The sequence below is a fragment of the Leisingera aquaemixtae genome (genome assembly GCF_019801145.1).
GTDB classification, from domain to species: domain Bacteria; phylum Pseudomonadota; class Alphaproteobacteria; order Rhodobacterales; family Rhodobacteraceae; genus Leisingera; species Leisingera aquaemixtae_A.
In genome coordinates this window covers 138,822-163,586 of sequence record NZ_JAHVJQ010000002.1, presented here as the reverse complement: position 1 = coordinate 163,586, position 24,765 = coordinate 138,822, and the positions used below count along the sequence as shown (strand labels likewise).

Genomic DNA, 24,765 nt, shown 5'->3' with positions numbered 1-24,765 from the left:
CCGGCATCTTCACATCTGCAGCAGCGCACCTATGTTGAGCCCATGAAACGGATTCTACTTGCCCTTGCGCTGACCTTTTCTGCCCCGGCTTCCTGGGCGGCAGAGAAGCTGAGCCTGAATGAAATCTCCCGCTACCTGAACGGGATCACGACGGCGACATCCCCCTTCACACAGATCAATGACGACGGCAGCCTGTCCACGGGCAAACTGTATATGCACCGGCCGGGGCGCATGCGGTTTGAATATGACGGCAATGGCGGCGGCACCGTGGTGGCCGGCGGCGGCGCGGTAGTGATCCACGACCCGAAGTCGAACCAGCCGCCCGAGACTTATCCGCTGAAGCGGACGCCGCTGTCGATCATCCTGGACCGCAGGGTGGACCTGGGCCGGGCCAACATGGTGGTGGGGCACAGCTTTGACGGCACCTCGACCATCGTGCGGGCGCAGGACCCGGGAAACCCGGACTATGGCAGCATCGAGATGATGTTCACCGGCAGCCCGGTCGAACTGCGCAAATGGGTGATCCATGACAGCGCCGGCGGTCAGACAACCGTTGTCCTGGGGGCGATGGAAACTGGACAGAAATTGTCCTCCAGCCTGTTCACGACAAGCGGGCGCTCCCGCTGAGCCGGCTGCTGACGTTCACTCAGTGTGCCGTCGGATGAACGGCATCGCTTCGTCAAAGAACTCCTGAAATCCCGGGTGCCCGCCAACCATGCCGTGGTTGTTGCCAGGCAGTTCGACAAAGCTAGCACCGGGGATCAGCCGCGCCGCCAGCCGCCCTTCCTCCACCGGAACCGCCCGGTCGCCGCGGCAGTGCAGGACCAGGGTGGGAGTCCTGACGTTTCCTGCATGGGGCGTTGCATCTATCACGGCGTTCATCTCCATGATGCGCAGGGCGTTTTCGGTGTTGGTGGACAGCCGCTGCAGTTCATCGAAGGATTCCCCTTCCTCCGCCGTGGCGTCGGGAATGTATGTGGTTGAAAAGAAGTGCCGGTAGATGGAATTCGGCGACCCCCAGCCGTCCCGGATCATATTGTAGCCGATCTGGTAGAACCGGTCCGCCTCCGGGTCCTCGCGCTGCAAACGCCCGCGCACGTAGCCGCCAAGCAAAACCAGGCATTTGACCCGCTCCGGGTGCTGTGCCGCAAAGCGCATGGAAAAGGCGGCGCCCTGGCTGATGCCGAACAGGGCAAAGCGGTCCAGCCCTGCGGCATCGGCAACGGCCAGCATGTCGTCGATCATCCGGTCTTCGGATATCTCCTCCACCTCCCAATCTGACAGCCCGTTGCCGCGCTGATCAAATCGGGTCAGGCTGCAGCTGCTTGCAAATTCGTTCAGGAACTGGCCCCACACCGGGCTTTGCCACTCGTATTCGATGTGGTTGATCCAGTTCGGCGCCTTCAGCACCGGCGGCCCGTTGCCGATCGTGGTATAGGCCAGGTGCGTTCCGTCAGGCGACGTGCAGTATTTCACTCTTTGCTGCAGCGCTGCTTCGGGCGGCTCACGTTCCGGGCGGGCATCGGGCACCCATTGCCAGACCCGGACCGGGCGGGAGATGTTCTTGATCCGCTGCGAGCCCATGTCCCGGAAACTTTCGCCAAGCCGGTCCCTGACGGTTTCGTGGACGATGCCGGAAATGCATATGCCGCCTGGTTCCGCAAGCCCCTCCAGGCGGGCGGCGACGTTGACCCCGTCGCCAAAGATATCCGCGCCGTCAAAGACCACATCGCCGATATTGATCCCGACACGGTAACGGATGCGGCTTTGCTCCTGGGTGTCCGCTTCGCGGCCTGGCATCTCCTTCTGGATTGCCAGCGCGCAGCGGACTGCGTCGTGGGCTGACGCAAATTCCACCAGCATGCCGTCGCCGGTGGTTTTCACGGTGTGGCCGCGGTTGGCAGAGATTTGCGGGTCGATCAGGTCCCGGCGGTGCTTCTTCTGGCGCTGCAGAACGCCTTCTTCATCCGCTTCCATCAGCCGGGCGTAACCGGCCATGTCGGCGACCAGAACCGCGGCAAGCCTGCGTTCCATGAACTGTATCCTCCCCCCTGAATGTTAGGGGAGAGGCTGCGGAAATCCAGCTCAGGCCGCGGTCAGCGGAACTTGCGGCAGGTGGCGAGCTGGGCCTGATAAGTCAGCGCCCGGGATTCGACCTGGCCGGCAACCCGCATCAGCCAGGACTTGGACCTGTAGCTGCCGCGGGCATAGCCGGAGTGCCCTTCATGATAGGCCAGGTACTGGTTGCGCGCGTCATAGAGGGGGATGCCGTTCTTCTCGAGGCTCTGGCGCATGTACCAGCCCATGAAGTCCGCGGCATCGCTGATCTTGTCGCGCTTGGCCCGGCGCCGTCCGGTGTCCCGGCGGTAATCGTCCCAGGTGCCGTCCAGAGCCTGGCTGTAGCCATAGGCGCTGGATTGCCGCCCGACCGGGATCACCCCCAGAAGATACTGATGCGGTGTGCGTGCATCGCCGCGGAACCGGCTCTCATGATAGATGGTTGCCATCTGCACATGCACCGGAACACCCCAGCGGCGCTGGGTCGCGCGGAATGCTTTCAGGTATTCGGGGCGCTGCTGGATGATGCTGCAGGCATTATCCAGGTTGCGCGGCGGCGCTTTGTGCCCGCCTCCGCAAGACGCAACCGCCATGAGGAGAACGAGGGCGCTGATGAGTCTGCTCATTGCCTCTGCCCATTTTTGTTTTGGGTTTGTTTTGCGGCAAGTCTAGCGGATTGCTGCGTGCGAGGAAATCAAATTTCAGGAAGCCGCGCCCGCAGCAGCAGCCAGTCAGAAGGTGTCTTCCGGGCAGGGCTGCAGGCATACGGAGCCAATGGCCCGACACCGCTTGGCAGAGCGTTTCTGCCGTGGCGCCCACCTCGCCGCGGCGGTGCCAAACCTTTGGACGGGCTGCCGCTTTCAGGGCTGCTTCAGGACTCCCGATGTGGCATGTCCCACCTCCTGATGGCAATTGCGCCAACGCGCCGGACGGGCAGCCTAAGCCACTGTTAAAGCAGGGTTCACAGTCTGTTTCCCTGAAAATTTGCCTCAACTGTTGGACAATTGCCCGGCCCCCGCGCTATTTAATAAGGACGGGGGCAGCATGACCATGATGAGAACACGCGCAAAATACAATCTCGGGCAGGTTGTCCGCCACCGCAAGCATCCCTTCCGCGGGGTGGTCTTTGATGTGGATCCGGAGTTTTCCAATACCGAGGAATGGTACGAGGCAATCCCGGAAGACAGCCGTCCGGTCAAGGACCAGCCGTTCTACCACCTGCTGGCCGAAAACGACCAAAGCTATTACGTGGCCTACGTGTCCGAACAGAACTTGGTTGCGGACTATTCGGGGGAGCCAGTCGGGCACCCGGATGTGCCCGAAATGTTCGGCAATTTCGACGGCGGCGCCTATTCGCTCCATTATCAGCTGAACTGAAACCTGCAGCATCCGGCTGCCACGCTGCGCCGGTGTCAGTATCCCAGCGCGCATCCGTCCTTGCGCGGATCGCTGGCGCCTTCCAGCACGCCTGACGGATGGATGCGGATCGCCTGAGCTCCGCCAAGCGGAGTATCCGGCACCTCCACCCTATGCCCCAGATCCGACAGCGTCCGGCGGGCTGACTCGCCATAGCCGCGTTCGGTTTTCAGAACCCCGCCGTCGGCAAAACAACGCGGTGCGTCAATCGCCGATTGCAGGTCCATGCCGAAGTCCGCAAGGTTCGACACCAGGCGGGCATGGCCTGTGGGCTGATACCCGCCGCCCATCACGCCGAACGGCATGATCACCTCTCCATCTTGCTGCAGCATTGCCGGAATAATCGTATGCATCGGTCTTTTGCCGGGGCCCAGTTCATTGGGGTGGCCTTCCTCCAGCGTGAAACCAGCGCCGCGGTTTTGCAGCAGGATGCCGAACTTCTCTGACGCGATGCCAGAGCCGAAGCCGTGGAAAATCGAATAGATCAGCGACACCGCCATCCGGTCCTTGTCCACCACCGTGATATAGACCGTGTCCTTGTGCACGGCTTCTGTCAGTGGTGCAGCGGCGGCCATGGCTCGTTTGGGGTCGATCAGCGCAGCCAGACGGGCGGCAGTTTCCGGCGCCAGCATATGGGCCAGCCGCGCGGTGTGATCCGGGTCGGCCAAGAACCGGTTGCGTGCATCATAGGCCAGCTTGGCGGCTTCTGCCTCGATATGCGCGCGTTCGGCGCCGGATGGATCCATCCCAGAGATGTCGAAATGCTTCAGGATGTTCAGCAGCAATAGGGCCGTAGCGCCCTGGCCGTTCGGCGGATGCTCGGCAAGGCTCAGCTCCTTGTACTCGCCCGCAACCGGCTGCGTTGCAAAGCTGCAGGCGGCAGCAAAGTCCCCGGCCGTATGGACACCGCCTTGTGCTGTCAGCGCTGCGATCATGTCTTCAGCCACTTCGCCGGTGTAGAACGCTTCCCGCCCGTGCCGGGCAACGCGGCGCAGGACTTCAGCCTGCCCGGGTGCGCGGAACAGATCGCCTTGGCGGAGCGGGCGGCCGTTGTGCAGGTAATGCTGCCGTGCTGCGCCTTGCAGGGTGCCTTCGCTGTTGCGCCAGTCAAAAGCCGTGCGCGGCGCAACGGGAACGCCGGCTTCAGCATAATGAATGGCAGGTTGCAGCAGAACGTCGAGACCAAGCAGGCCTTCGATTTCCGCCAGCCGGCAAAAGGCGTCGATCGCGCAGGGGACCGTGACCGCATCAGCGCTGCCCAGCGGCACCGAATCCAGCCCCTGCGCCCGCAGAGCCGCGGCGCTGGCTGCGGCAGGGGCGCGGCCGGACCCGTTCAGGGCTTGGATGCCTTGCCCGGGCCGCGCGTAGAGAACAAAGCAATCGCCGCCGATCCCGGTCATCTGCGGTTCGCATATCCCCAGCAGAACCGCCCCGGCCAAAGCTGCATCCATGGCATTGCCGCCGCGTTTCAGCATATCCAGCGCGACGCTGGCCGCCAGCGGGTGCGACGTGGCGCACATGCCGGAAGCGGCAAAGACGGCCGATCGCCCGGGCAAATGGAAATCTCGCATGGCAGTGCTCCCCTTTTGACGCGCCAAGCCTAGGCACGGGTCCGCTGAAGGCAATTCAAATCCTGTGCAGCCCGGCTGGAACGGGGCGTCATGGCCTGAAGCGGAGGAGGAGGCGGGCTGAAACAGGTGTCCCCGGTGCCGTGCACTGGTGGGGGCAAAGATACACGGCACCAGGGGAAGCTCGTTTCAGCTACAGGTAAGGTTTCGCATATCTGTTGGGCCGTGGTTGGCCGGGAATAGGGCGCAATTGTGGCGAAGCGTTAAAATGCAGCAAAACCAGCTGCCGGAGACGCAGCGCCGCCAGCCGGATCAGACTTGGGCAGGCGGGCTGGTGACTTGGATTTCGAAGCAGAGTGAAAGGTTGTTGCTGCCTTCCGCGCGCTCATATTGGACCTGGCTTGCCAATTCGCGGATCAGGAACCAGCCAAAGCCGCCCTCGGGCAGGCTGTCGGCGGGAACAGTGACATCGGCAGGCTTGCCTTCCGGCAGTTCGCCGTTCGGAAACGGGGCGCCTGCGTCCTGAATGCTGATCCATAGGCGCTCAGGAGACAGCTCTGCGCGAATCCGGACATCTCCCGGGGGCTTGCCCTCGTAAGCATGCTCGACCACGTTGTTCACGGCTTCGGTCAGGGCAATTTGCACCTCGTCCACGCGGGCCGCCTGGAGACCCAGGGACCGCAAGTGTTCCACGACAGACGCGATGCCGTTACGGGCATCAAGATTCGTGGCCGTGAACGAGCAGGCAAAGGTTTTTACCATCAAATTCTCGCTTTGCGCCGCCAGCGCAGTCGTCTTCAGGAATTCGCGCCAGCCGGCGCGGTTGCTTCACTCAGGGAACTGTAGAGATTGAAGACCGTATCCATCCGGGTCAGCCGGAACACCTTTTCCACCATCGGAGTCAAACCGGCCAGGTCCAGCCTGCGGCCCCCGCCCAGCTGCTTCATTGCGGCGACAATCGCGCCAAGCCCGCTGGAATCAATGAACTGTACTTCGGACAGGTCCAGAATCACGCGCTCCGGACCGCTTTCCGTTTCCGTGCGCATGTCTTCCTTGAATTGGATGGCCATGGCGGCATCAATGCGTTCGGCATTGACTTTGACGATTTGCGCTTCGCCCGTCATGGTGGTCGTCAGGCTCATTTTAGTCCCCCGGGATGTAACGTCATTACGCAGCACTCTAGACCGCAAACCTTACTATTCTGTAGGTAATATTTCGACGATTGGAGGAAAATTGCATGAAAGACGTTGTTATCGCCGGAGCAGCCCGGACGCCGATGGGCGGATTCCAGGGCATGTATGACGGGGTGACGGCTGCAGAGCTGGGCGGCGCGGCAATCCGGGCAGCTTTGCAGCAGGCCGGATCCGCCACGGCTGACGAGGTCCTGATGGGCTGCGTCCTGCCCGCGGGCCAGGGCCAGGCCCCCGCACGCCAGGCGGGGTTCGCTGCCGGCCTGGGTGAAGAGGTGCCGGCCACCACACTCAACAAGATGTGCGGCTCCGGCATGAAGGCGGCAATGATCGCCTTCGACCAGATTGCCCTGGGCCACGCGGACACGATGATTGCCGGCGGCATGGAAAGCATGACCAACGCGCCCTACATGCTGCCCAAGATGCGCGGCGGCGCCCGTATCGGCCACGGCCAGGTGATCGACCACATGTTCCTGGACGGGCTGGAAGACGCCTATGACAAGGGCCGCCTGATGGGCACCTTTGCTGAGGACTGCGCCGAAAAGTACCAGTTCACCCGCGAAGCCCAGGACGAATACGCGCTGAAGTCCCTGTCCAACGCGCTGGAAGCGCAGGAAAGCGGCGCCTTTGACGGTGAAATCGCGCCCGTGACCGTGAAGACCCGCAAGGGCGAAGTGGTGACGGATGCGGATGAGCAGCCGAAATCGGCGCGCCCGGAAAAGATCCCGACGCTGAAACCGGCTTTCCGCAAGGATGGCACTGTGACCGCAGCCAATGCGTCTTCCATTTCCGACGGTGCCGCGGCGCTGCTCCTGGCCTCTGCCGAGGCGGCCGAGGCGCAGGGCCTGAAGGTCCGCGCCCGCGTTCTCGGCCACGCCAGCCATGCCCAGGCGCCGGGCTGGTTCACCACCGCACCGGTGCCGGCCGCCCAGAAGCTGCTAAAGTCCATCGGCTGGACCGTCGAGGACGTCGATCTGTGGGAAGTGAACGAGGCCTTTGCCGTGGTGCCGATGGCCTTCATGCATGAAATGGGCATCTCGCGCGACAAGGTGAACGTGAACGGCGGCGCCTGCGCGCTGGGCCACCCGATCGGCGCTTCCGGCGCGCGGATCATGGTCACCCTGCTGAACGCGCTGGAAAAGCGCGGCCTGAAACGCGGCGTTGCCGCGATTTGCATCGGCGGCGGTGAAGGCACGGCCATTGCGATCGAGCGGGTGTGATCTTCACCTTTGAGAAATACTCTCGGGGGTGAATTGACCGTGAGGTCAAGAGGGGGCAGACAGCCCCCCCAATACGTTTCAGGAGAGCTGCACATGCAGGTTGATTACGAAACCCTGGCCAAGACCATCGCGGCGCTGACCGAAGGCGAAACAGATGAGGTGGCGCTGATGGCCACTGTGGCCTGCGAGGTGCACCACGCGGACGGCCGCTTCAACTGGACCGGCTTCTACCGCGCCGTGGCGCCGGAGCTGCTGAAGATCGGGCCCTATCAGGGCGGCCATGGCTGCCTGCAGATCCCGTTCTCCCGCGGCGTTTGCGGTGCCGCCGCGCGTACCGGCCAGGCGCAGCTGGTGCCGGATGTCGATGCCTTCCCGGGCCATATCGCCTGTGCCTCCTCCACCCGTTCGGAACTGGTGCTGCCGGTTTGGAACGGCGCCGGGGATCTGATCGGGGTGTTTGACATCGACAGCGACCAGCCCGATGCCTTCACCCAGGAAGACGCTGACCAGCTTGAGGCAATCCTGCGGCAGGTGTTCAGCCGCGGCTGATTCGCATGTCTGAGGCTTTGCCCCCGGCCTCGCGACCTCATCCCAAGGGGCTGTAGACCAGAAAAAAAGCCGCCCGGCGCCTGAAGGCGCTGGGTTTTTTCATGGCATCCTTCCGGTTCGTGAAAAAATGCTTGGAAATTTCACGAACTCGGTCCATCGTGAAAAACGAGAGGATTTTTTCACGAAGCGGGGAGAGGGCCGGTGAACGATCAGACGGTGGCAACGGCGACACTGGGGGCGGATATCCGGGCCTTGCGCAAGGCGCGCGGGCTGACCCTGTCGGATATTGCCGCGATGCTGAACCGCTCGGTCGGCTGGCTGAGCCAGGTAGAGCGCGACATGTCCGAGCCCTCGATCTCCGACCTGCGGCAGATTGCCGAGGCGCTGGGCGTGCCGATGTCGATGCTGTTTGCCCACTCCGGCGCCCCGGCAGATGAACATGGGTATATTGTGCGTGCCGGCTCCCGTCGGCCGATGGGCTCCGGCGAGGAAGGGCTGATCGAAGAACTGCTGTCGCCGGACCTGACCGACGATTTCGAGATGGTGCATTCCACCTTTCAGCCCAATTCGCGGATGCAGACGCTGGCCAACCGGCCGACACAGGAGGTCGGCTACATGATCTCGGGCAGGCTGGACCTGCTGATCGGTGGCCGCAGCTTTACTGCCGGTCCTGGCGACAGCTTCCGGATCAAGCATGAGCCGTATCAATGGTCGAACCCGTACGACGAGCCCGCGGTGGCCGTCTGGGTGATCGCGCCGCCGGTCTACTAGGAGGAAGACGATGATCAAGGGATCCTGTCTCTGCGGCGATATCCGTTTTGAAACCGCGGCCAAACCGCAGAATGCCTCGATGTGCCATTGCAGCCAGTGCCGCAAGCAGTCGGGCGGCATCTGGGCCTCTGCGCAGGTGCGCGACGAGGAGCTTGCCATCACCGGTCCGGTGAGCTGGTTCGAGGCAACGCCGCAGGCCAAGCGCGGCAGCTGCCCGCGCTGCGGCTCCTTCCTGTTCTGGAAGGGGACGGGGGAAGACACCACCAGTTTCGCTTTGGGCGCTGTCGACGGGAACACCGGTCTCAGCGTCGAAAAGCACATCTTTACCGCCTCCAAGGGCGACTACTACCGGATTGCGGACGGCGTGCCGCAAGAAGACTGAGACTAGGGAGCGAACATGTCTGATTTTCCAACCAAGGCCCGTGTGGTCATCATCGGCGGCGGCGTCGTCGGCTGCTCATCGCTTTATCATCTGGCCAAGAAAGGCTGGACCGATTGTGTTCTGCTGGAGAAGAACGAGCTAACTGCCGGCTCGACCTGGCACGCGGCCGGCAATGTGCCGACCTTCTCGACGTCTTGGGCGATCATGAACATGCAGCGCTACTCGACCGAGCTTTATTCAGGCTTGGCCGAAGAGGTCGACTACCCGATGAACTACCATGTTTCGGGCTCGATCCGCCTTGCACACACCAAAGAGCGGATGCAGGAATTCGAACGCGCCATGTCCATGGGCCGCTACCAGGGTATCCCGATGGAAATGTGGACCCCGGAGGAAACCAAGGAACACTATCCCTTCCTCGAGACACACGACCTGGCAGGGGTTCTCTATGATCCGACCGATGGCGACATCGACCCGGCACAGCTGACCCAGGCCCTGGCCAAGGGTGCGCGCGACATGGGCGCGAAGATCCTGCGCTTCACCCCGGCGACTGGTGTGACCCAGCACGAAGACGGCACCTGGACCGTGCACACCGAAAAGGGTGACATTGATTGTGACTACGTGGTGAACGCCGCCGGTTACTACGCGCAGCGCGTGGGCGAGATGTTCAAGCCCTACGGCGGCCGGACCGTGCCTGCCATGGTGATGGAGCACCAGTATCTGCTGACCGAACAGATCCCCGAGGTCGAAGCCTGGTCGAAGGAGCACGGCGGCAAGCTGCCCCTGATCCGCGATGTGGACGTGTCCTACTACCTGCGCCAGGAAAAGCACGGCTACAATCTCGGCCCCTACGAGCCGAACTGCAAAGGCCACTGGCTGACCGAAGACGATCCGATGCCTGAGGACTTCTCGTTCCAGCTATGGCAGGAAGACTTGGACCGGATCGAGGATATTGTCACCGATGCGATGGAGCGGGTGCCGCTGATGGCGACCTCCGGTGTTTCCAGCGTGATCAATGGTCCGATCCCATATGCGCCCGATGGCCTACCGATGATCGGCCCGATGCCGGGTGTTAAAAACGCCTTCGAGGCACATAGCTTTACCTTCGGCATTGCCCAGGGCGGCGGCGCCGGCAAGGTGCTGGCCGAGTGGATCGTCGATGGCCATACTGAGTGGGACATGTGGGCCGTCGATCCGCGCCGCTACACCGACTACACCGACCAGGACTACTGCAACCAGAAAGGCATGGAAGTTTACGGCAACGAATACGCCATGCACTTCCCGCACCACGAGTGGCCGGCCGCGCGCGACAAGAAGGTCAGCCAAGTTCATACCAAGATCAAAGAACTAGGCGGCGTGATGGGCGCCTATAACGGCTGGGAACGCGCCAACTGGTTCGCGCAACCGGGTGACGACACCTCCGAAGAATCGACCCATACCTGGGCCCGCTCCGGCCCGTGGCAGCAGCGCATCCAGGAAGAATGCGAAGCAGTCCGCGATGGTGTCGGCGTACTGGATCTGCCGGGCTTCTCCCGCTTCAATCTCGAAGGCGAAGGCGCCGCGGAATTCCTGCGCGGCCTCGTGACCGGCGGTCTGCCCAAGGTGGGCCGGATGAACCTCGTTTACTTCTCGGACGACCGCGGCCGTATCCTGACCGAGATGTCCTGTGTCCGTCACGGCGAAGACCACTTTACCATGATCACCGCAGGCTCGGCCCAGTGGCACGACTTCGAGATCCTGAAGAAGGCGCTGCCCGCAGGCCTGACCCTGTCCGACCGCACCACCGAATTCGCGACCATGATCGTCACCGGTCCGAAATCGCGTGAGCTGTTTGCAGGTATCTCCGACGCCGACCTGTCGCTTGGCTGGCTGACCCACCAGGAAGCCACCGTCGCGGGCAAACCCGCCTTCCTGGCGCGGGTGTCCTTTGCCGGCGAGCTGGGCTGGGAGGTGCATTGCGCCAATGAGCATCAGCCGGCAATCTATGATGCCTTGCTCGCAGGCGGTGCCAAGCCGTTCGGCATGTATGCGCTGAATTCCCTGCGTATCGAGAAGGGCTACCGCACCTGGAAAGGCGACCTCAGCACCGACTACTCGCTTCTCGAAGGCGGGCTGGAGCGTTTCGTCAAGCTGGATAAGCCGCAGGACTTCCCGGGCAAAGCTGCGATTCAGAACGAAAAGCAGCAGGGCGTGAAAAAGTCCTTTGTGACCCTGATCGTAGAGGCTGGCGACGCCGATGCACCTTACATGTCCTGCATCTGGAAAGATGGCGAGATCGTGGGCGAAACCACCTCCGGTGATTGGGGCTACCGTGTGAACGCCTCCATCGCGCTGGGCATGGTGCGCCCTGAGCTGGCCGTGCCGGGCACCGAGCTGGAGGTCGAGATCTACGGCGAGAAGTGCCGCGCGGTGGTTCAGAAAGATGAACCGCTGTGGGATCCGGCCAACGAGCGCCTGCGCGCCTGATGTGCTACGGTCGGCCCGTCACGCTTAATTCAGGAGGCTTCAGCGATGGCCCAGATGATGAAAGGCGTCTGTTTGACCCGGCATGGCGGGCCGGATGCGCTCGAATGGCGTGAAGATATTCCTGTTCCGGTCCCTGGGCCGGGGCAGGTGCTGGTCAAGGTTCTGGCGGCCGGCGTCAACAACACCGACATCAACACCCGGATCGGCTGGTATTCGTCAGATGTGACGGGGGCCACCGATACGGTCGGCGATGACGCAGAGGTCGAGGCCGGCGGCTGGGGCGGCGCCCTGAGCTTCCCCCGCATCCAAGGCGGCGACCTGTGCGGCGTGGTGGTTCAGACCGGCACCGGTACCGGTGCCATCCGCGTGGGGCAGCGGGTCACCAGCCAGATCAATATTCCCCGGCCGCAGCCGGACAATCCGGTGGCCTTTGTCGCCCTAGGGTCAGAGCTTGACGGTGCTTTCGCACAATACTGCCTGACTGACGCGGCAGAGCTGTTCGATGTCAGCGCCTCTCCCCTGTCAGATACCGAGATTGCGGCCATGCCCTGTGCCTATGGAACCGCCTGGAACCTGCTGCACCGGGCCGGTGTCTCTGGTGGCCAGCGGGTGCTGGTGACTGGCGCTTCCGGCGGGGTCGGGCTGGCCGCGGTGCAGCTGGCGGCCCATCTTGGTGCGCAAGTGACCGGCCAGACATCGCCCGCCAAGGCGGAGGCGGTGACCGCGATGGGGGCGGGCAGCATTATCGGCCGCGATGAGGTTCCTGAACCTGGACGCTACGACGCCGTCATCGACGTGGTCGGCGGCCCGGCCTGGCCCGCGCTGATACAGGCGCTGCGGCCCGGCGGGCATTACGCGGTCTCCGGCGCCATTGCCGGACCGATCGTCACAGCGGACCTGCGTGAGATTTACCTGCGCGACATCACCATCCACGGCTGCACCTTCTCCCCGCGTGCGGTCTTTGCCGAACTGGTGGAACTGATCAATTCCGGCACAATCCGCCCCTTGGTCTCGGCAACCTATCCCCTGCAGGACATCGTCCGGGCGCAAGCCGATTTCATGAGCAAGGCGTTTCCGGGCAAACTGGTCCTGATTCCCCCGCAGGAGGCCCCATGACAGAAATCATCCTCCTTGACGGCTCGATCGGGCAGGAGGTCGTCAAACGGTCCGGCGACCGGGCGACGCCACTGTGGTCAACCTCCGTGATGATCGAAAAGCCGGATGTGGTCGGCGGCATTCACGCGGACTACTTTGCTGCCGGGGCAACGGTTGCCACCATGAACACCTATGCGGTGCTGCGCGACCGTTTGGCCCGCGCCGGGATCGAGGAGCATTTCGAAGAATTGCTGGCCAAGGCCGCTGCACAGGCAACCGTTGCACGGGACGCCCACGGATCGGGCCGCGTTGCTGCTGCGCTTGGGCCGCTGATTGCCTCTTACCGCCCGGACATCTGCCCGCCGCACCAGGAGGCCGCACCTGTCTACGCAGAGCTTGTTCAGCTGCTGGAGCCGCAGGCGGATCTGTTCCTGATCGAAACCGTGTCCTCGGTTGAACAGGCCAGGGGCGCCTTGCTCGGCTGCGCCGGTACGGCCAAACCGGTGTGGCTGGCAGCCTCGGTTTCCGATGAGGACGGAACGCTGCTGCGCTCCGGCGAGCCGCTGGCTGACCTCGCGACGCTGGTTGAGGAATTCCAGCCGGAGGCGCTTCTGATCAACTGTTCGCGCCCAGAGGTCGTCGGCGCAGGCCTGGAAATCGTGAAGAGCTTCGGCAAGCCCTTCGGCGCTTATGCCAACGGCTTCACCCGGATATCCGAGGGCTTCCTGCAGGATGCCCCGACCGTGGACGCGCTGGAGCAGCGCCAGGATCTGGGGCCCAGGGCCTACGCGGAATTTGCCATGGGCTGGGTTGCCCAAGGCGCTACCATCGTCGGCGGCTGCTGCGAAGTCGGCCCGGACCATATTGCCGAACTGGCCCGCTGCTTGCGCGCGGCCGGGCATCGGATCGTCTGACCAGGGGAGGGGATCAGCATGGCAGCTCCGGAAAAACTGAAAGCGGCAGACCCGGCCCGGGTCTGGCACATTGACATCATCGTCACCGAAGGTTTCGTGCTGATCGAGATGTCGGCGATCCTGGAGGTGCTGCGGATCGCCAATCGCGTGCTGGCCCAGCCGCCGTTCAAATGGACCGTCCGCTCGCTGCAGGGCGGCCGGGTGGGCTGCCGGGCGGGCCTCAGCGTGGATACCGAACCCTTCGCGGCCAAGCCGGACGCGGATTTCGCCTTCTTCCTTGGCAACTCGGACCCGGATCATCCGGGCCTCAGCCTGGGACGGGTGATCTCCAGCTACACCTGCCGCGATATCAAGGTCTACCTGCTGGCCGAGGCCGCTGCCCGCTATATCCGCGACCAGGGCGGCGCGGCCGGGCGGCTGACGACCCATTGGGAGAACTCCGCCCTGCTGCGCGAGCGGATGGGGCTGAATGATTCCAGCCATGCGCTGGCCAGCGAAGACGGGCCGGTTGTGACCTGCGCCGGCATGGGATCCACCGTCGACATCATCCTGGCGCTGGTCGGCAGGCTGACTTCTGCTGCGGCGCAGATGACCGTGGGCAACATCATGCTGCACGAACAGGTGCGCGACTTCTCTTCGCTGCAGCCCTTTGCCGGCGCCAAGCCAACCATCACTGGCGACAGCGACTTGGACCACTGCATCCGCATCATGCAGGACAACATCGAGGAACCGGTGCCGATCAGCGACATAGTCGATGAACTGGGCATTTCCACCCGCTCTCTGGAGCGCAAGTTCCGGACCTTCCTGGGAACCACTCCCAATGGGTTTTACAGGGAAATGCGGCTCTCCAAGGCCAACAATCTCCTGCTCAATACCACCATGAGCGTCCGCGAGATCGGTCTTGCCTGCGGCTTTCCGAACGGATTCTCCAGCCTTTACAAGAGCTTCTTTGGCATCACGCCCTTTGCTCTGCGCAAGCGCCGCCGACTGGGCGAGGACAGCCCGGAAAAAATCCTCAAGGCCGGAGAATAGCCTCGGGAGTCTGGCGTTTTTGATGCATTTTGCGCCGCCTATTCATGATAATCAGGCGCAAACTCTCATTCAGGAGCGATGATATGAGCGATCTTCCCAACAAGGCCCGCGTGGTGATTATCGGCGGCGGCGTGATCGGCTGCTCGGTGGCTTATCACCTGACCAAGCTCGGCTGGAAGGATGTGGTTCTGCTGGAGCGCAAACAGCTGACCTCCGGCACCACCTGGCACGCCGCGGGCCTGATCGCCCAGTTGCGTGCTACTGCCAACATGACCAAACTGGCAAAATACAGCCAGGAGCTCTACGGCTCGCTGGAGGAGGAAACCGGCGTCGCCACCGGCTTCAAGCGTTGCGGCTCGATCACCGTGGCCCTGACCGAAGAGCGCAAGGAAGAGATCTTCCGCCAGGCCGCCATGGCGCGCGCGTTTGGTGTCGAAGTTGAGGAAATCTCCCCCGAGGAAGTCAAAGCCCGCTACGAGCACTTGAATGTGGGCGACGTGACCGCCGGCGTATGGCTGCCGAAGGACGGGCAGGGCGATCCGGCCAACATCGCGCTGGCCCTGGCCAAAGGCGCCCGCCAGCGCGGCGCGCTGGTCAAGGAGCGGATCAAGGTCACCGGCATCTCCAAAAACGGCCGCCGCGTCACCGGCGTTGACTGGGTCAGCGATGATGGCCAGTTGCAAGGCCACATCGAAGCCGACATGGTGGTGAACTGTGCCGGCATGTGGGGGCATGAGGTCGGCCGCATGGCAGGCGTCAACGTGCCGCTGCACGCCTGCGAGCACTTCTACATCGTGACCGAAGGCATCGAAGGCCTGACCCAGATGCCGGTGCTGCGGGTGCCGGACGAATGCGCCTATTACAAGGAAGACGCCGGCAAGATCCTTTTGGGTGCCTTTGAACCCAACGCCAAGCCCTGGGCTATGAAGGGCATCCCCGACAGCTTCGAGTTCGACCAGCTGCCCGAGGACTTCGACCACTTCGAGCCGATCCTGGAGGCCGCCTGCAACCGGATGCCGATGCTGGCGGAGGCTGGTATCCACACGTTCTTCAACGGACCGGAATCCTTTACCCCGGACGACGCCTACCACCTCGGCCTGGCGCCGGAGATGGACAACTTCTGGGTCGCCGCTGGCTTCAACTCGATCGGCATTCAGTCCGCAGGCGGCGCCGGCATGGCGCTGGCGCAGTGGATGGAAGACGGCCAGAAGCCGTTTGACCTCGGCGATGTGGACATCTCCCGCATGCACCCGTTCCAGGGCAACAAGCATTATCTGTTCGAGCGTTCGAAAGAGACCCTGGGCCTGCTGTATGCAGACCATTTCCCCTACCGCCAGAAGGCCACGGCCCGCGGCGTGCGCCGCACTCCGTTCCACTACCACTTCAAGGAACAGGGCGCCGTCTTTGGCGAAATCGGCGGCTGGGAGCGCGCCAACTGGTTTGCAAACGAAGGCCAGGAGCGCGAGTACCAATACAGCTGGAAGCGCCAGAACTGGTTCGAAAATTCCGCCGCTGAACATCGCGCTGTGCGGGAAAATGTCGGCATGTACGACATGTCCTCCTTCGGCAAAATCCGCGTCGAAGGCCCGGATGCGGAAAAGTTCCTGAACTACATCTGCGGCGCCAATGTCTCGGTTCCCGCGGGCAAGATCGTCTACACCCAGTTCCTGAACCCGCGCGGCGGGATCGAGGCGGATGTGACCGTCACCCGCCTGAGCGAGACCGTCTATCTGGTGGTGACACCGGCGGTGACCCGCCTCGCCGACCAGACCTGGATGATGCGCAACAAGGGCGGTTTCAACGTCGTGCTCACCGATGTGACCGCAGGCGAGGGCGTGCTGGCAGTGATGGGTCCGAACTCCCGCGAACTGCTGCAGAAAGTGTCGCCCAATGATTTCTCCAACGAGGTGAACCCCTTCGGCACCGCACAAGAGATCGAACTGGGCATGGGCCTCGCCCGTGTGCACCGGGTGACCTATGTGGGTGAGCTTGGCTGGGAAATCTATATCCCGGCAGAGATGTCCGGCCATGCCTTCGAAACCCTCTGGGAGGCGGGCCAGGATTTAGGGCTCAAGCTCTGCGGCATGCACATGATGGACAGCTGCCGGATCGAGAAGGGCTTCCGCCACTTCGGCCACGACATCACCTGCGAGGACAATGTGATCGACGCAGGGCTCGGCTTTGCGGTCGCCGCCGGCAAGGACGACTTCATCGGCAAGGCTGCGGTGCTGGAGCGCAAGGAGAGCGGCCCCAAGAACCGCATGGTTCAGTTCAAGCTGACCGATCCCGAGCCGCTGCTGTTCCACAACGAGCCGATCATCCGCGACGGCAAATATGTGGGCTATCTCAGCTCCGGCAACTACGGCCACACCTTGGGTGCCGCCATCGGCATGGGCTACGTACCCTGCGAGGGCGAAAGCGCAGCGGATGTGCTGGGCTCCACCTACGAGATCGACGTCTGCGGCGTGAAGGTGAAAGCCGAAGCTTCCCTGAAGCCGATGTACGATCCGAAATCGGAGCGGGTGAAGGCCTAAGCACCTCTCCTGTGCAATCACCTGCCCGTATCACGCCCCGGACAAAGCGCCGGGGCGTTTTTCATACTTGTCTCTGCGGGGGCAGCGCCGGGTTCTGCTGCAACGTTTGCCCCGGTTTCGCGGTCCAGCCGCGCAGCCCCTCTTGACCCCGCCGGAAATCCCTTGGAGAAATCCATAAAAAGCCTTGTGCGGCAGGGGTAAACAGGTAGGTTGCTTGTCCCGGCCACTGACACGGGCCTGACGAAGAGGATTTGGGACATGAAGATCAGCATCGAACGCGGCACGCTTCTCAAGGCCGTGGCCCAGGCGCAGTCTGTGGTCGAGCGCCGCAACACCATTCCGATTCTGGCGAATGTGCTGATCGAAGCCGAGGGCGACAGCGTCCAGTTCCGAGCCACCGACCTGGATATCGAGGTGGTCGACAAGGCCCCCGCGCAGGTGGAGCGCGCCGGCGCCACCACCGTGGCCGCCACCACCCTGCACGAGATTGTCCGCAAGCTGCCCGACGGCGCGCTGGTCACCCTGACCGCCGACGCCGCAACCGGCCGCCTGGCGGTCGAGGCTGGGCGTTCCAACTTCTCGCTGGCGACCCTGCCGCGCGAGGATTTCCCGGTGATGGCGTCATCGGAATATCACTCGAACTTCGCTGCCAAGGCGGCCGTGCTGCGCCGCCTGTTCGACAAGTCGAAATTCGCGATCTCCACCGAGGAGACCCGCTATTACCTGAACGGTGTCTACCTGCACGTCTCCGCCGGTGCCGAAGGCGGCAAGGCGCTGCGCGCTGTGGCCACCGACGGCCACCGCTTGGCCCGTATCGATGCCGAGCTGCCGCTGGGTGCCGAGGACATGCCCGGCGTGATCGTGCCGCGCAAGACTGTGGGCGAGCTGCGCAAGCTTCTGGATGATGACGACATGGACATTGCGGTCTCGGTCTCGGAAACCAAGGTGCGCTTTGCCACCCCGAACATCACCCTGACGTCGAAGGTAATTGACGGCACCTTCCCCGACTACACCCGCGTGATCCCGGCCGGCAACACCCGCCGTCTGGAAGTGGATGCAGCCGAGTTCGCACAGGCCGTTGACCGGGTTGCCACCGTTTCCTCCGAACGCTCCCGCGCGGTGAAGCTGCAGCTGGAAGAGGACCGCCTGATCCTGTCGGTGAACGCACCCGACAGCGGCGCCGCCGAGGAAGAGCTGGCCGTCGCCTACAATGACGAGCGGCTGGAAATCGGCTTTAACGCAAAGTACCTGCTGGAAATCGCCAACCAGGTGGACCGCGAGAACGCCGTGTTCATGTTCAACTCCTCCGGCGATCCGACCCTGATGCGCGAAGGCAACGACGAAAGTGCCGTTTACGTCGTGATGCCGATGCGGGTCTGACGCGCCTGACGGCGCTGCCTCCCCTCTCGGCGGCAAAGCCGCCTGCCGGGCAGCGGGACGCGAGTATTTTTAGAAAGATGAAAAGGGAGCGCGCCGCGTGCTGGCCCTGACCGCCTTGACCCTGTCCCATTTCCGCTCGCATTTGCGGGCGGAATTGCATTTGGACGGGCGTCCGGTGGCCATTTACGGCAACAACGGCGCGGGCAAGACCAACATCCTGGAAGCGGTATCGCTGTTTTCCCCCGGCCGCGGGCTGCGCCGGGCCAGCGCAGCGGAGATGGCGCGCCAGCCGGAGATGCTGGGCTGGAAGCTGAAGGGCGAGCTGCGGACGCCTTCGCAGACCTATGAGGTGGAAACCTGGTCCGAAAGCGGCAATGCGCGCCAGGTGAAGATCGACAACAAATCCGCGAGCCAGCTGGCGCTGGGGCAGGTGGCGCGCGTTGTCTGGCTGATCCCAGCGATGGACCGGCTGTGGATCGAAGCCGCCGAGGGGCGGCGGCGGTTTCTGGACCGGATCGCGCTCAGTTTTGAGCCCGCCCATGCCGAGGCCTCGCTGGCTTATGACAAGGCGATGCGCGAGCGCAACCGGCTGCTGAGGGAACAGATCCGCGACGCTGCCTGGTACAAGGTGCTGGAAGACCGGATGGCCTCCGCCGGGCACCGGATTCATGCCGCGCGGGTGCAGGCGGTGGAGCTGCTGCAATTGGCGCAGGCCAGGGCGGAAACCGCCTTTCCCGCTGCCGAACTGGAATTGATGCAGTCGGAGGGCAGCATGCCGTCCACAGAGGCTGATTTCAAAGAGGCGCTGGAAGAAAGCCGGTTCCGAGATCTGGCGGCGGGCCGCACCCTGGTGGGGCCGCACCGCACGGATTTGATTGGCACCTACCGGGCCAAGGGCATCCCGGCCAGGGATTGCTCCACCGGCGAGCAGAAGGCGCTGCTGGTGTCGCTGATCCTGGCCAATGCGCGGGCATTGGCCGAGCGCGAGGGCGCGCCGCCGATCCTGCTGCTGGATGAGGTGGCAGCGCATCTGGATGCCGCACGCCGCGCCGCGCTGTATGACGAGATTTGCGCCTTGGGAACCCAGGCCTGGATGACGGGCACGGGCCCTGAGCTGTTTGCGGAGCTGGGCGGCCGGGCTCAGGTGCTGGAAGTGTCGGAAGCCGAAGGTGTGTCGGAGGTTTCCCGGAAATGACCGTGACGCCTTGGGATCTGGCGCTCTACGCCGGCGCCTTGCTGATCCTGTTCCTGACCCCCGGCCCAGTCTGGCTGGCGCTGATGGCGCGCTCGGTTTCCGGCGGGTTCCCGGCGGCTTGGCCGCTGGCGGTTGGCGTCGCCTGCGGTGACATCTTCTGGCCACTGATCGCGGTGGCAGGCATGTCCTGGGTGGTCTCGGAATTCGAGGGCATCATGACCGTGCTGCGCTGGGTTGCCTGCGCGATGTTCCTGGGGATGGGATACCTGCTGATCCGCCATGCCGGCGACGCGGTGGAGGAAAACCGCGCCCTGACCCGTCCCGGCATCTGGGCCGGTTTCATGGCTGGCATCGCGGTGATCCTCGGAAACCCCAAGGCGATTCTGTTCTACATGGGCGTGCTGCCCGGGTTCTTTGACCTGTCGGGCATCTCCTGGAGCGACGTGGCGGCGATCGTCACCCTGTCCTTCCTGGTGCCGCTTCTGGGCAACCTGGCGCTGGCGGGGATGGTGCACCGCGTGCGCCGCGCGGTGACATCCACCCGGATCCGGCGGCGGATCAACCTTGTCTCCGGCGGGCTGCTGATCTGCGTCGGGCTGGTGATCCCGTTCACCTAGGTGGCGGGCTGCAGCCAGGCCTGCAGGTAGGGCTCAAGCGCCCTGGCAGGCGGCGTTTCATCATCGTGCTCCATGCAGAACCACACACCCAGGACGTGGTTCAGGAAAGCCTGAATGCCTTCGGCCAGCAGTTCCGGCGGCTGATCGCGGCGGATCCGGCCTGCCGCCTGTAGAAGCTGCAGCCAGCGGGTCAGCAGGGCAACCTGGCGGAGGAAGCCTGCGGTGATCACTTCGTCCGGTTCTGCCGCCGTGGTGCCGGAGTAGCGCAGCAGCAAATCGAAAATCACGCGGTCCTGGCCGACGTAGTCCAGATGCGGCGCCAGCCGGGCGGTCAGCTCAGCTGCATCCCGGGGGGCGCCACCTGCCTCCATACCGTCCAGAAGGCGCAGGACCTCATCCCCGATCAGCACGGCCAGCAGCCCGTCCTTGTCCTTGAAATGCGAAAACAGGGTGCCCTTGGCCACACCGGCGCGGGCGACCACATCCTCCACCCGCAATCCGCTGTAGCCCTGTTCCTGCACGATTGCGGCTGCCATCTCCAGCAGTCTTGCCCTGGTTTCCAGCCGCCGTTTCTGCGGTGCACGTGTCATGTCTCAGCCTCACGACCTCTTTTATTGACCGCGGTCATTTTTACAATTGACCGCGGTCATTTTTGATTCAATAAAGTGACCACGGTCAACTTAGCTAATGGAGAGTGAGATGTCTGCCCGGAAAATCCTGATTTTGAATGGCCACCCCGGCCAAACCTCCCTGTCGAAATCCCTGTGCGCCGCATATCAGGCCGCGGCGGAGGAAAACGGCCATCTGGTGCGCTGCCATGACATCTCACAGATGCAATTCGACATGGACTATGGGCAAGGCGGGTATAAGAACCCGAAACCCTTGGAGCCGGATCTGGCAGCCTTTCTGGAGGATCTGGAGTGGGCAGAGCATGTGGTGATGGCCTCTCCGCTGTGGTGGGGCGCCATCCCTGCCAAGCTGAAGGCGGTATTTGACAGGGCTTTGCTGCCGGGGCGGGCCTTCGATACCCGCAACGTCAACTTCGTGGGGCTCCCGGCCCCGATGCTGACCGGCAAGACTGCCCGGGTGCTGCTGACGTCGGACACGCCCGCGCTGCTGTTGCGGCTGTTCTACGGCAATGCTGTCAAGAAGTTCATCAGCCGCCAGATCCTTGGGTTTGTCGGCATAAAGCCCACGCGGTTCAGCACTTTCGCGCCAGCTACGGACGCGCCAGAGGCCAAGGTCAAAACCTGGCTGGCGGCAGCTGGCGGATTGGGGGCCAAGGCAGCCTGATTCTGCCAAGAAAAAAGGGGGCTTGCGCGTGACAATCCCGGTCAGGTTTCGTATAAAATCCCGAAGCTAAGACAGGAAGATGTGAATGTCCGGAAACGAGCAGGCCCCCGCAGAATATGGCGCGGATTCCATCAAGGTTCTCAAAGGGTTGGAGGCGGTCCGCAAGCGCCCCGGCATGTATATCGGGGACACGGATGACGGCTCGGGCCTGCACCATATGGTGTACGAGGTCGTGGACAACGGCATCGACGAGGCCCTGGCGGGCCACGCCGACCACGTGACGGTCAAGATCCACGCCGATTCCAGCGTCTCCGTCAGTGACAACGGCCGCGGCATCCCGGTGGATATCCACGCCGAGGAAGGCGTGTCGGCAGCCGAGGTCATCATGACCCAGCTGCACGCCGGCGGTAAGTTCGACTCGAACTCCTACAAGGTCTCGGGCGGTCTGCACGGCGTGGGCGTGTCGGTGGTGAATGCGCTGTCCGACTGGCTGGAACTGCGCATCTGGCGCAACGGCAAGGAGCACATCGCCCGCTTCGAGCGCGGCGATACCGTCAAGCATCTGGAAGTGGTCGGCGATTGCGGCGACCAGACCGGCACCGAGGTCCGGTTCATGGCTTCGACGGATACATTCTCGAACCTCGAATACTCCTTTGAGACGCTGGAAAAACGCCTGCGCGAGCTGGCCTTCCTGAACTCCGGTGTGCGGATCATTCTGGAGGATGAGCGTCCGGCGGAGAAGCTCTCGGCAGAGCTGTACTACGAGGGCGGCGTCAAGGAGTTCGTCAAATACCTTGACCGGCACAAGACTCCGGTGATGGATGCTCCGGTCTACATCGTGGGGGAGAAGGACGACATCGGTGTCGAAATCGCCATGTGGTGGAACGACAGCTACCACGAAACGGTCTTGCCCTTCACCAACAACATCCCCCAGCGCGATGGCGGCACCCATGTGGCAGGCTTCCGCGGCGCGCTGACCCGGACCATCAACAACTACGCGCAGACTTCGGGGATCGCCAAGAAGGAAAAGGTGTCCTTCACCGGTGACGACGCCCGCGAAGGACTGACCTGTGTTCTGTCGGTCAAGGTGCCGGATCCGAAATTCTCCAGCCAGACCAAGGACAAGCTGGTCTCTTCCGAGGTGCGGCCGGTGGTCGAAAGCCTGATGGGCGAGAAGCTGGCCGAATGGTTCGAGGAAAACCCGAACGAGGCCAAGCAGATCGTCGGTAAGATTGTCGAGGCGGCGCTGGCGCGCGAGGCCGCCCGCAAGGCGCGCGAGCTGACCCGCCGCAAGACCGCGATGGACGTGAACTACCTGGCGGGCAAGCTCAAGGACTGCTCCGAGAAAGACCCCTCCAAGACCGAAGTCTTCCTGGTCGAGGGTGACTCGGCCGGCGGCTCCGCCCAAACAGGGCGGGACCGGATGACCCAGGCAATCCTGCCCCTGCGCGGCAAGATCCTGAACGTGGAGCGCGCGCGCTTTGACCGGATGCTGTCGAGCCAGGAGATCGGCAACCTGGTGATGGCGCTGGGCACCGGCATCGGCCGCGATGAGTTCAACATCGAAAAGCTGCGCTACCACAAGATTGTCATCATGACCGACGCCGACGTCGACGGCGCCCACATCCGCACTCTGCTGCTCACCTTCTTCTACCGGCAAATGCCGGAGCTGATCGAGGGCGGCTACCTCTATATCGCGCAGCCGCCGCTCTATAAGGTCGCGCGCGGCAAATCCGAGGTCTATCTCAAGGATCAGGCGGCGCTGGATGATTACCTGATCAACCAGGGCGTCGACGGTGCGGTTCTGAAACTGGGCGACGGCTCCGAAATGGCCGGCGCCGACCTCACCCGCGTGGTGGATGAGGCGCGCCAGCTCAAGCGTGTGCTGGATGCCTTCCCGACCCATTACCCGCGCCACATCCTGGAGCAGGCCGCAGTGGCCGGTGCCTTTGTGCCCGGCGCCGTGGATTCCGACCTGCAGGGCGTGGCCGACAAGGTTGCCGCCCGCCTGGATGCCATCGCGCTGGAGTATGAGCGCGGCTGGCAGGGCCGGATCACCCAGGACCACGGCATCCGCCTGGCCCGCATCCTGCGCGGCGTCGAGGAAGTCCGCACCCTGGACGGCCCGATGCTGCGCTCTGGCGAAGCCCGCAAGACCGGCAGCTTCACCCAGAGCCTGCAGGAAGTCTATGGCACCACCGCGCAGCTGGTCCGCCGTGACCGCAGCCAGATGATCCACGGCCCGCTTGGCCTGTTGAAAGCGATTCTGGAAGAAGGCGAAAAGGGTCTCACCCTGCAGCGCTATAAGGGTCTCGGCGAAATGAACCCCGATCAGCTGTGGGAGACCACACTCGACCCGGATGCCCGCACCCTCTTGCAGGTGCGCATCGACGATATGGTAGAGGCGGATGATCTGTTCACCAAACTGATGGGCGACGTGGTGGAACCGCGCCGCGAGTTCATCCAGAAGAACGCTCTCAGCGTCGAAAACCTGGACTTCTGAAAACTTCTAACCATCTGAAAAATTTTGATTTCTGAAACGGCGCGCGCTCCTGCACGGGGCGCGCGCCGGCTTTTTTGGCCTGCTGCGTTCGATCATGTGTCTCTCGGCTGCCCGGCCCGGCTCAGGCAGTTAACTGTTCTGCGGGCCGCACTGGCGCGGCTGTGGTGCGGTGAAAATACAATTTCGATTTTTTGAATATTTAGTTTTTCAAATCAAACACCTGCGAAATGATTCAGATCAAGGTCCGGGGAGCCGTGCTTTTACATGGTGGCGCTGGCAGGACCGAACCCGGTAGGTCGTAAATATGAATCAAAAATGCCTTTTGATTATGATTCGGCTTTGTTGAGTTAAGGTGGTTCTGCCTGCACCAGCCTTTCGCGGGCGTTCCGCGTGGATTTAGTGTAGAATAAATTAGCTAAGGAGGACGCTTATGTCCGAACAGCCAACCAAAGCCGAAGAGCGGAATACCTTTCTGTTCCTCGCTGTGATCCTGGCGCCGGTTCTGGCAGTGGGAATCGTAGGCGGGTACGGTCTGATGATCTGGATCTCGCAGATCTTCCTGGGGCCACCCACCGGATAAGAGCC

The 24,765-nt window shown here is 63.1% G+C and carries 23 protein-coding genes; 17 read left to right on the top strand and 6 right to left on the bottom strand.

Features of this window, described 5'->3' with window-relative positions; genetic code table 11:
• Window positions 1–42: 42 nt before the first annotated feature.
• On the top strand, window positions 43–627 hold the full coding sequence (locus KUW17_RS05295; RefSeq protein WP_222476541.1) for a LolA family protein: 585 nt from the start codon (window positions 43–45) through the stop codon (window positions 625–627).
• Between the two features lie 15 nt (window positions 628–642).
• Here KUW17_RS05295 and KUW17_RS05290 read toward each other — a convergent pair whose 3' ends face one another.
• Together KUW17_RS05290 and KUW17_RS05285 are read right to left on the bottom strand one after the other, a co-directional pair.
• Window positions 643–2,034 (bottom strand): alpha/beta fold hydrolase, encoded by a 1,392-nt coding sequence (locus tag KUW17_RS05290; protein ID WP_222476539.1) that lies wholly within the window; start codon window positions 2,032–2,034, stop codon window positions 643–645.
• Between the two features lie 62 nt (window positions 2,035–2,096).
• Window positions 2,097–2,684 carry a lytic transglycosylase gene (locus tag KUW17_RS05285; protein ID WP_174148550.1) on the bottom strand — a complete coding sequence of 196 codons (588 nt, stop codon included), beginning with the start codon at window positions 2,682–2,684 and terminating at the stop codon, window positions 2,097–2,099.
• Window positions 2,685–3,108: 424 nt separating this feature from the next.
• On the opposite strand from KUW17_RS05285, the gene hspQ reads away from it, so the two are divergent.
• Window positions 3,109–3,435 (top strand): heat shock protein HspQ, encoded by a 327-nt coding sequence (gene hspQ, locus KUW17_RS05280; RefSeq protein WP_222477534.1) that lies wholly within the window; start codon window positions 3,109–3,111, stop codon window positions 3,433–3,435.
• A 35-nt stretch (window positions 3,436–3,470) separates the two neighbouring features.
• Here hspQ and KUW17_RS05275 read toward each other — a convergent pair whose 3' ends face one another.
• The 3 genes from KUW17_RS05275 to KUW17_RS05265 all read right to left on the bottom strand — a co-directional run bounded on the left by KUW17_RS05275 (window position 3,471) and on the right by KUW17_RS05265 (window position 6,184).
• Window positions 3,471–5,045: a gamma-glutamyltransferase family protein gene (locus tag KUW17_RS05275; RefSeq protein WP_222476536.1), complete on the bottom strand. Its 1,575-nt coding sequence runs from the start codon at window positions 5,043–5,045 to the stop codon at window positions 3,471–3,473.
• Window positions 5,046–5,354: 309 nt separating this feature from the next.
• Window positions 5,355–5,804, bottom strand: coding sequence for an ATP-binding protein (locus KUW17_RS05270; protein WP_222476535.1), 450 nt, complete (start codon window positions 5,802–5,804; stop codon window positions 5,355–5,357).
• 35 nt (window positions 5,805–5,839) lie between these two features.
• Complete coding sequence (locus tag KUW17_RS05265; RefSeq protein ID WP_222476534.1) at window positions 5,840–6,184, bottom strand: STAS domain-containing protein; 345 nt, start codon at window positions 6,182–6,184, stop codon at window positions 5,840–5,842.
• A gap of 95 nt (window positions 6,185–6,279) precedes the next feature.
• Here KUW17_RS05265 and KUW17_RS05260 point away from each other — a divergent pair, with 95 nt between their 5' ends.
• The 12 genes from KUW17_RS05260 to KUW17_RS05205 all read left to right on the top strand — a co-directional run bounded on the left by KUW17_RS05260 (window position 6,280) and on the right by KUW17_RS05205 (window position 20,384).
• Entirely contained in the window at window positions 6,280–7,452 is a 1,173-nt protein-coding gene (locus KUW17_RS05260) for an acetyl-CoA C-acyltransferase (RefSeq protein ID WP_222476533.1), read from the top strand.
• A 93-nt stretch (window positions 7,453–7,545) separates the two neighbouring features.
• A complete protein-coding gene (locus KUW17_RS05255; protein WP_222476532.1) occupies window positions 7,546–8,001 on the top strand; it encodes a GAF domain-containing protein in 456 nt (151 codons plus the stop codon).
• Window positions 8,002–8,202: 201 nt separating this feature from the next.
• Window positions 8,203–8,772: a helix-turn-helix domain-containing protein gene (locus KUW17_RS05250; RefSeq protein ID WP_222476531.1), complete on the top strand. Its 570-nt coding sequence runs from the start codon at window positions 8,203–8,205 to the stop codon at window positions 8,770–8,772.
• Window positions 8,773–8,782: 10 nt separating this feature from the next.
• Window positions 8,783–9,154, top strand: coding sequence for a GFA family protein (locus KUW17_RS05245; RefSeq protein ID WP_222476529.1), 372 nt, complete (start codon window positions 8,783–8,785; stop codon window positions 9,152–9,154).
• A gap of 15 nt (window positions 9,155–9,169) precedes the next feature.
• Window positions 9,170–11,617, top strand: a complete 2,448-nt coding sequence (locus tag KUW17_RS05240; protein ID WP_222476526.1) for an FAD-dependent oxidoreductase — start codon at window positions 9,170–9,172, stop codon at window positions 11,615–11,617.
• A gap of 45 nt (window positions 11,618–11,662) precedes the next feature.
• The gene (locus KUW17_RS05235; RefSeq protein WP_222476524.1) at window positions 11,663–12,733 is read left to right on the top strand and encodes an alcohol dehydrogenase family protein; all 1,071 of its coding nucleotides are present in this window, start codon (window positions 11,663–11,665) and stop codon (window positions 12,731–12,733) included.
• Window positions 12,730–13,626, top strand: a complete 897-nt coding sequence (locus tag KUW17_RS05230; protein ID WP_222476522.1) for a homocysteine S-methyltransferase family protein — start codon at window positions 12,730–12,732, stop codon at window positions 13,624–13,626. Before KUW17_RS05235 ends, KUW17_RS05230 begins: the two co-directional genes overlap by 4 nt.
• Before the next feature lie 18 nt (window positions 13,627–13,644).
• Window positions 13,645–14,658 carry a GlxA family transcriptional regulator gene (locus KUW17_RS05225; protein ID WP_222476520.1) on the top strand — a complete coding sequence of 338 codons (1,014 nt, stop codon included), beginning with the start codon at window positions 13,645–13,647 and terminating at the stop codon, window positions 14,656–14,658.
• 83 nt (window positions 14,659–14,741) lie between these two features.
• Window positions 14,742–17,192 carry an FAD-dependent oxidoreductase gene (locus KUW17_RS05220; RefSeq protein ID WP_222476519.1) on the top strand — a complete coding sequence of 817 codons (2,451 nt, stop codon included), beginning with the start codon at window positions 14,742–14,744 and terminating at the stop codon, window positions 17,190–17,192.
• A 258-nt stretch (window positions 17,193–17,450) separates the two neighbouring features.
• Complete coding sequence (gene dnaN / locus KUW17_RS05215) at window positions 17,451–18,572, top strand: DNA polymerase III subunit beta (RefSeq protein ID WP_065267974.1); 1,122 nt, start codon at window positions 17,451–17,453, stop codon at window positions 18,570–18,572.
• 97 nt (window positions 18,573–18,669) lie between these two features.
• Window positions 18,670–19,767 carry a DNA replication/repair protein RecF gene (recF, locus tag KUW17_RS05210; protein ID WP_222476518.1) on the top strand — a complete coding sequence of 366 codons (1,098 nt, stop codon included), beginning with the start codon at window positions 18,670–18,672 and terminating at the stop codon, window positions 19,765–19,767.
• Window positions 19,764–20,384 (top strand): LysE family translocator, encoded by a 621-nt coding sequence (locus tag KUW17_RS05205; protein ID WP_222476517.1) that lies wholly within the window; start codon window positions 19,764–19,766, stop codon window positions 20,382–20,384. The genes recF and KUW17_RS05205 overlap by 4 nt, the downstream gene beginning before the upstream one ends.
• Here the strand turns inward: KUW17_RS05205 and KUW17_RS05200 are convergent.
• A complete protein-coding gene (locus KUW17_RS05200) occupies window positions 20,381–20,974 on the bottom strand; it encodes a TetR/AcrR family transcriptional regulator (protein ID WP_222476516.1) in 594 nt (197 codons plus the stop codon). The two genes, KUW17_RS05205 and KUW17_RS05200, sit on opposite strands and share 4 nt — an antisense overlap.
• Before the next feature lie 109 nt (window positions 20,975–21,083).
• Here KUW17_RS05200 and KUW17_RS05195 point away from each other — a divergent pair, with 109 nt between their 5' ends.
• The 3 genes from KUW17_RS05195 (at window position 21,084) to napE (ending at window position 24,760) form a co-directional block, all read left to right on the top strand.
• A complete protein-coding gene (locus tag KUW17_RS05195) occupies window positions 21,084–21,677 on the top strand; it encodes an NAD(P)H-dependent oxidoreductase (RefSeq protein ID WP_222476515.1) in 594 nt (197 codons plus the stop codon).
• Window positions 21,678–21,762: 85 nt separating this feature from the next.
• On the top strand, window positions 21,763–24,180 hold the full coding sequence (gene gyrB / locus KUW17_RS05190) for a DNA topoisomerase (ATP-hydrolyzing) subunit B (protein ID WP_222476512.1): 2,418 nt from the start codon (window positions 21,763–21,765) through the stop codon (window positions 24,178–24,180).
• A 430-nt stretch (window positions 24,181–24,610) separates the two neighbouring features.
• Window positions 24,611–24,760, top strand: a complete 150-nt coding sequence (gene napE, locus KUW17_RS05185) for a periplasmic nitrate reductase, NapE protein (RefSeq protein WP_039185196.1) — start codon at window positions 24,611–24,613, stop codon at window positions 24,758–24,760.
• Window positions 24,761–24,765: the final 5 nt, after the last annotated feature.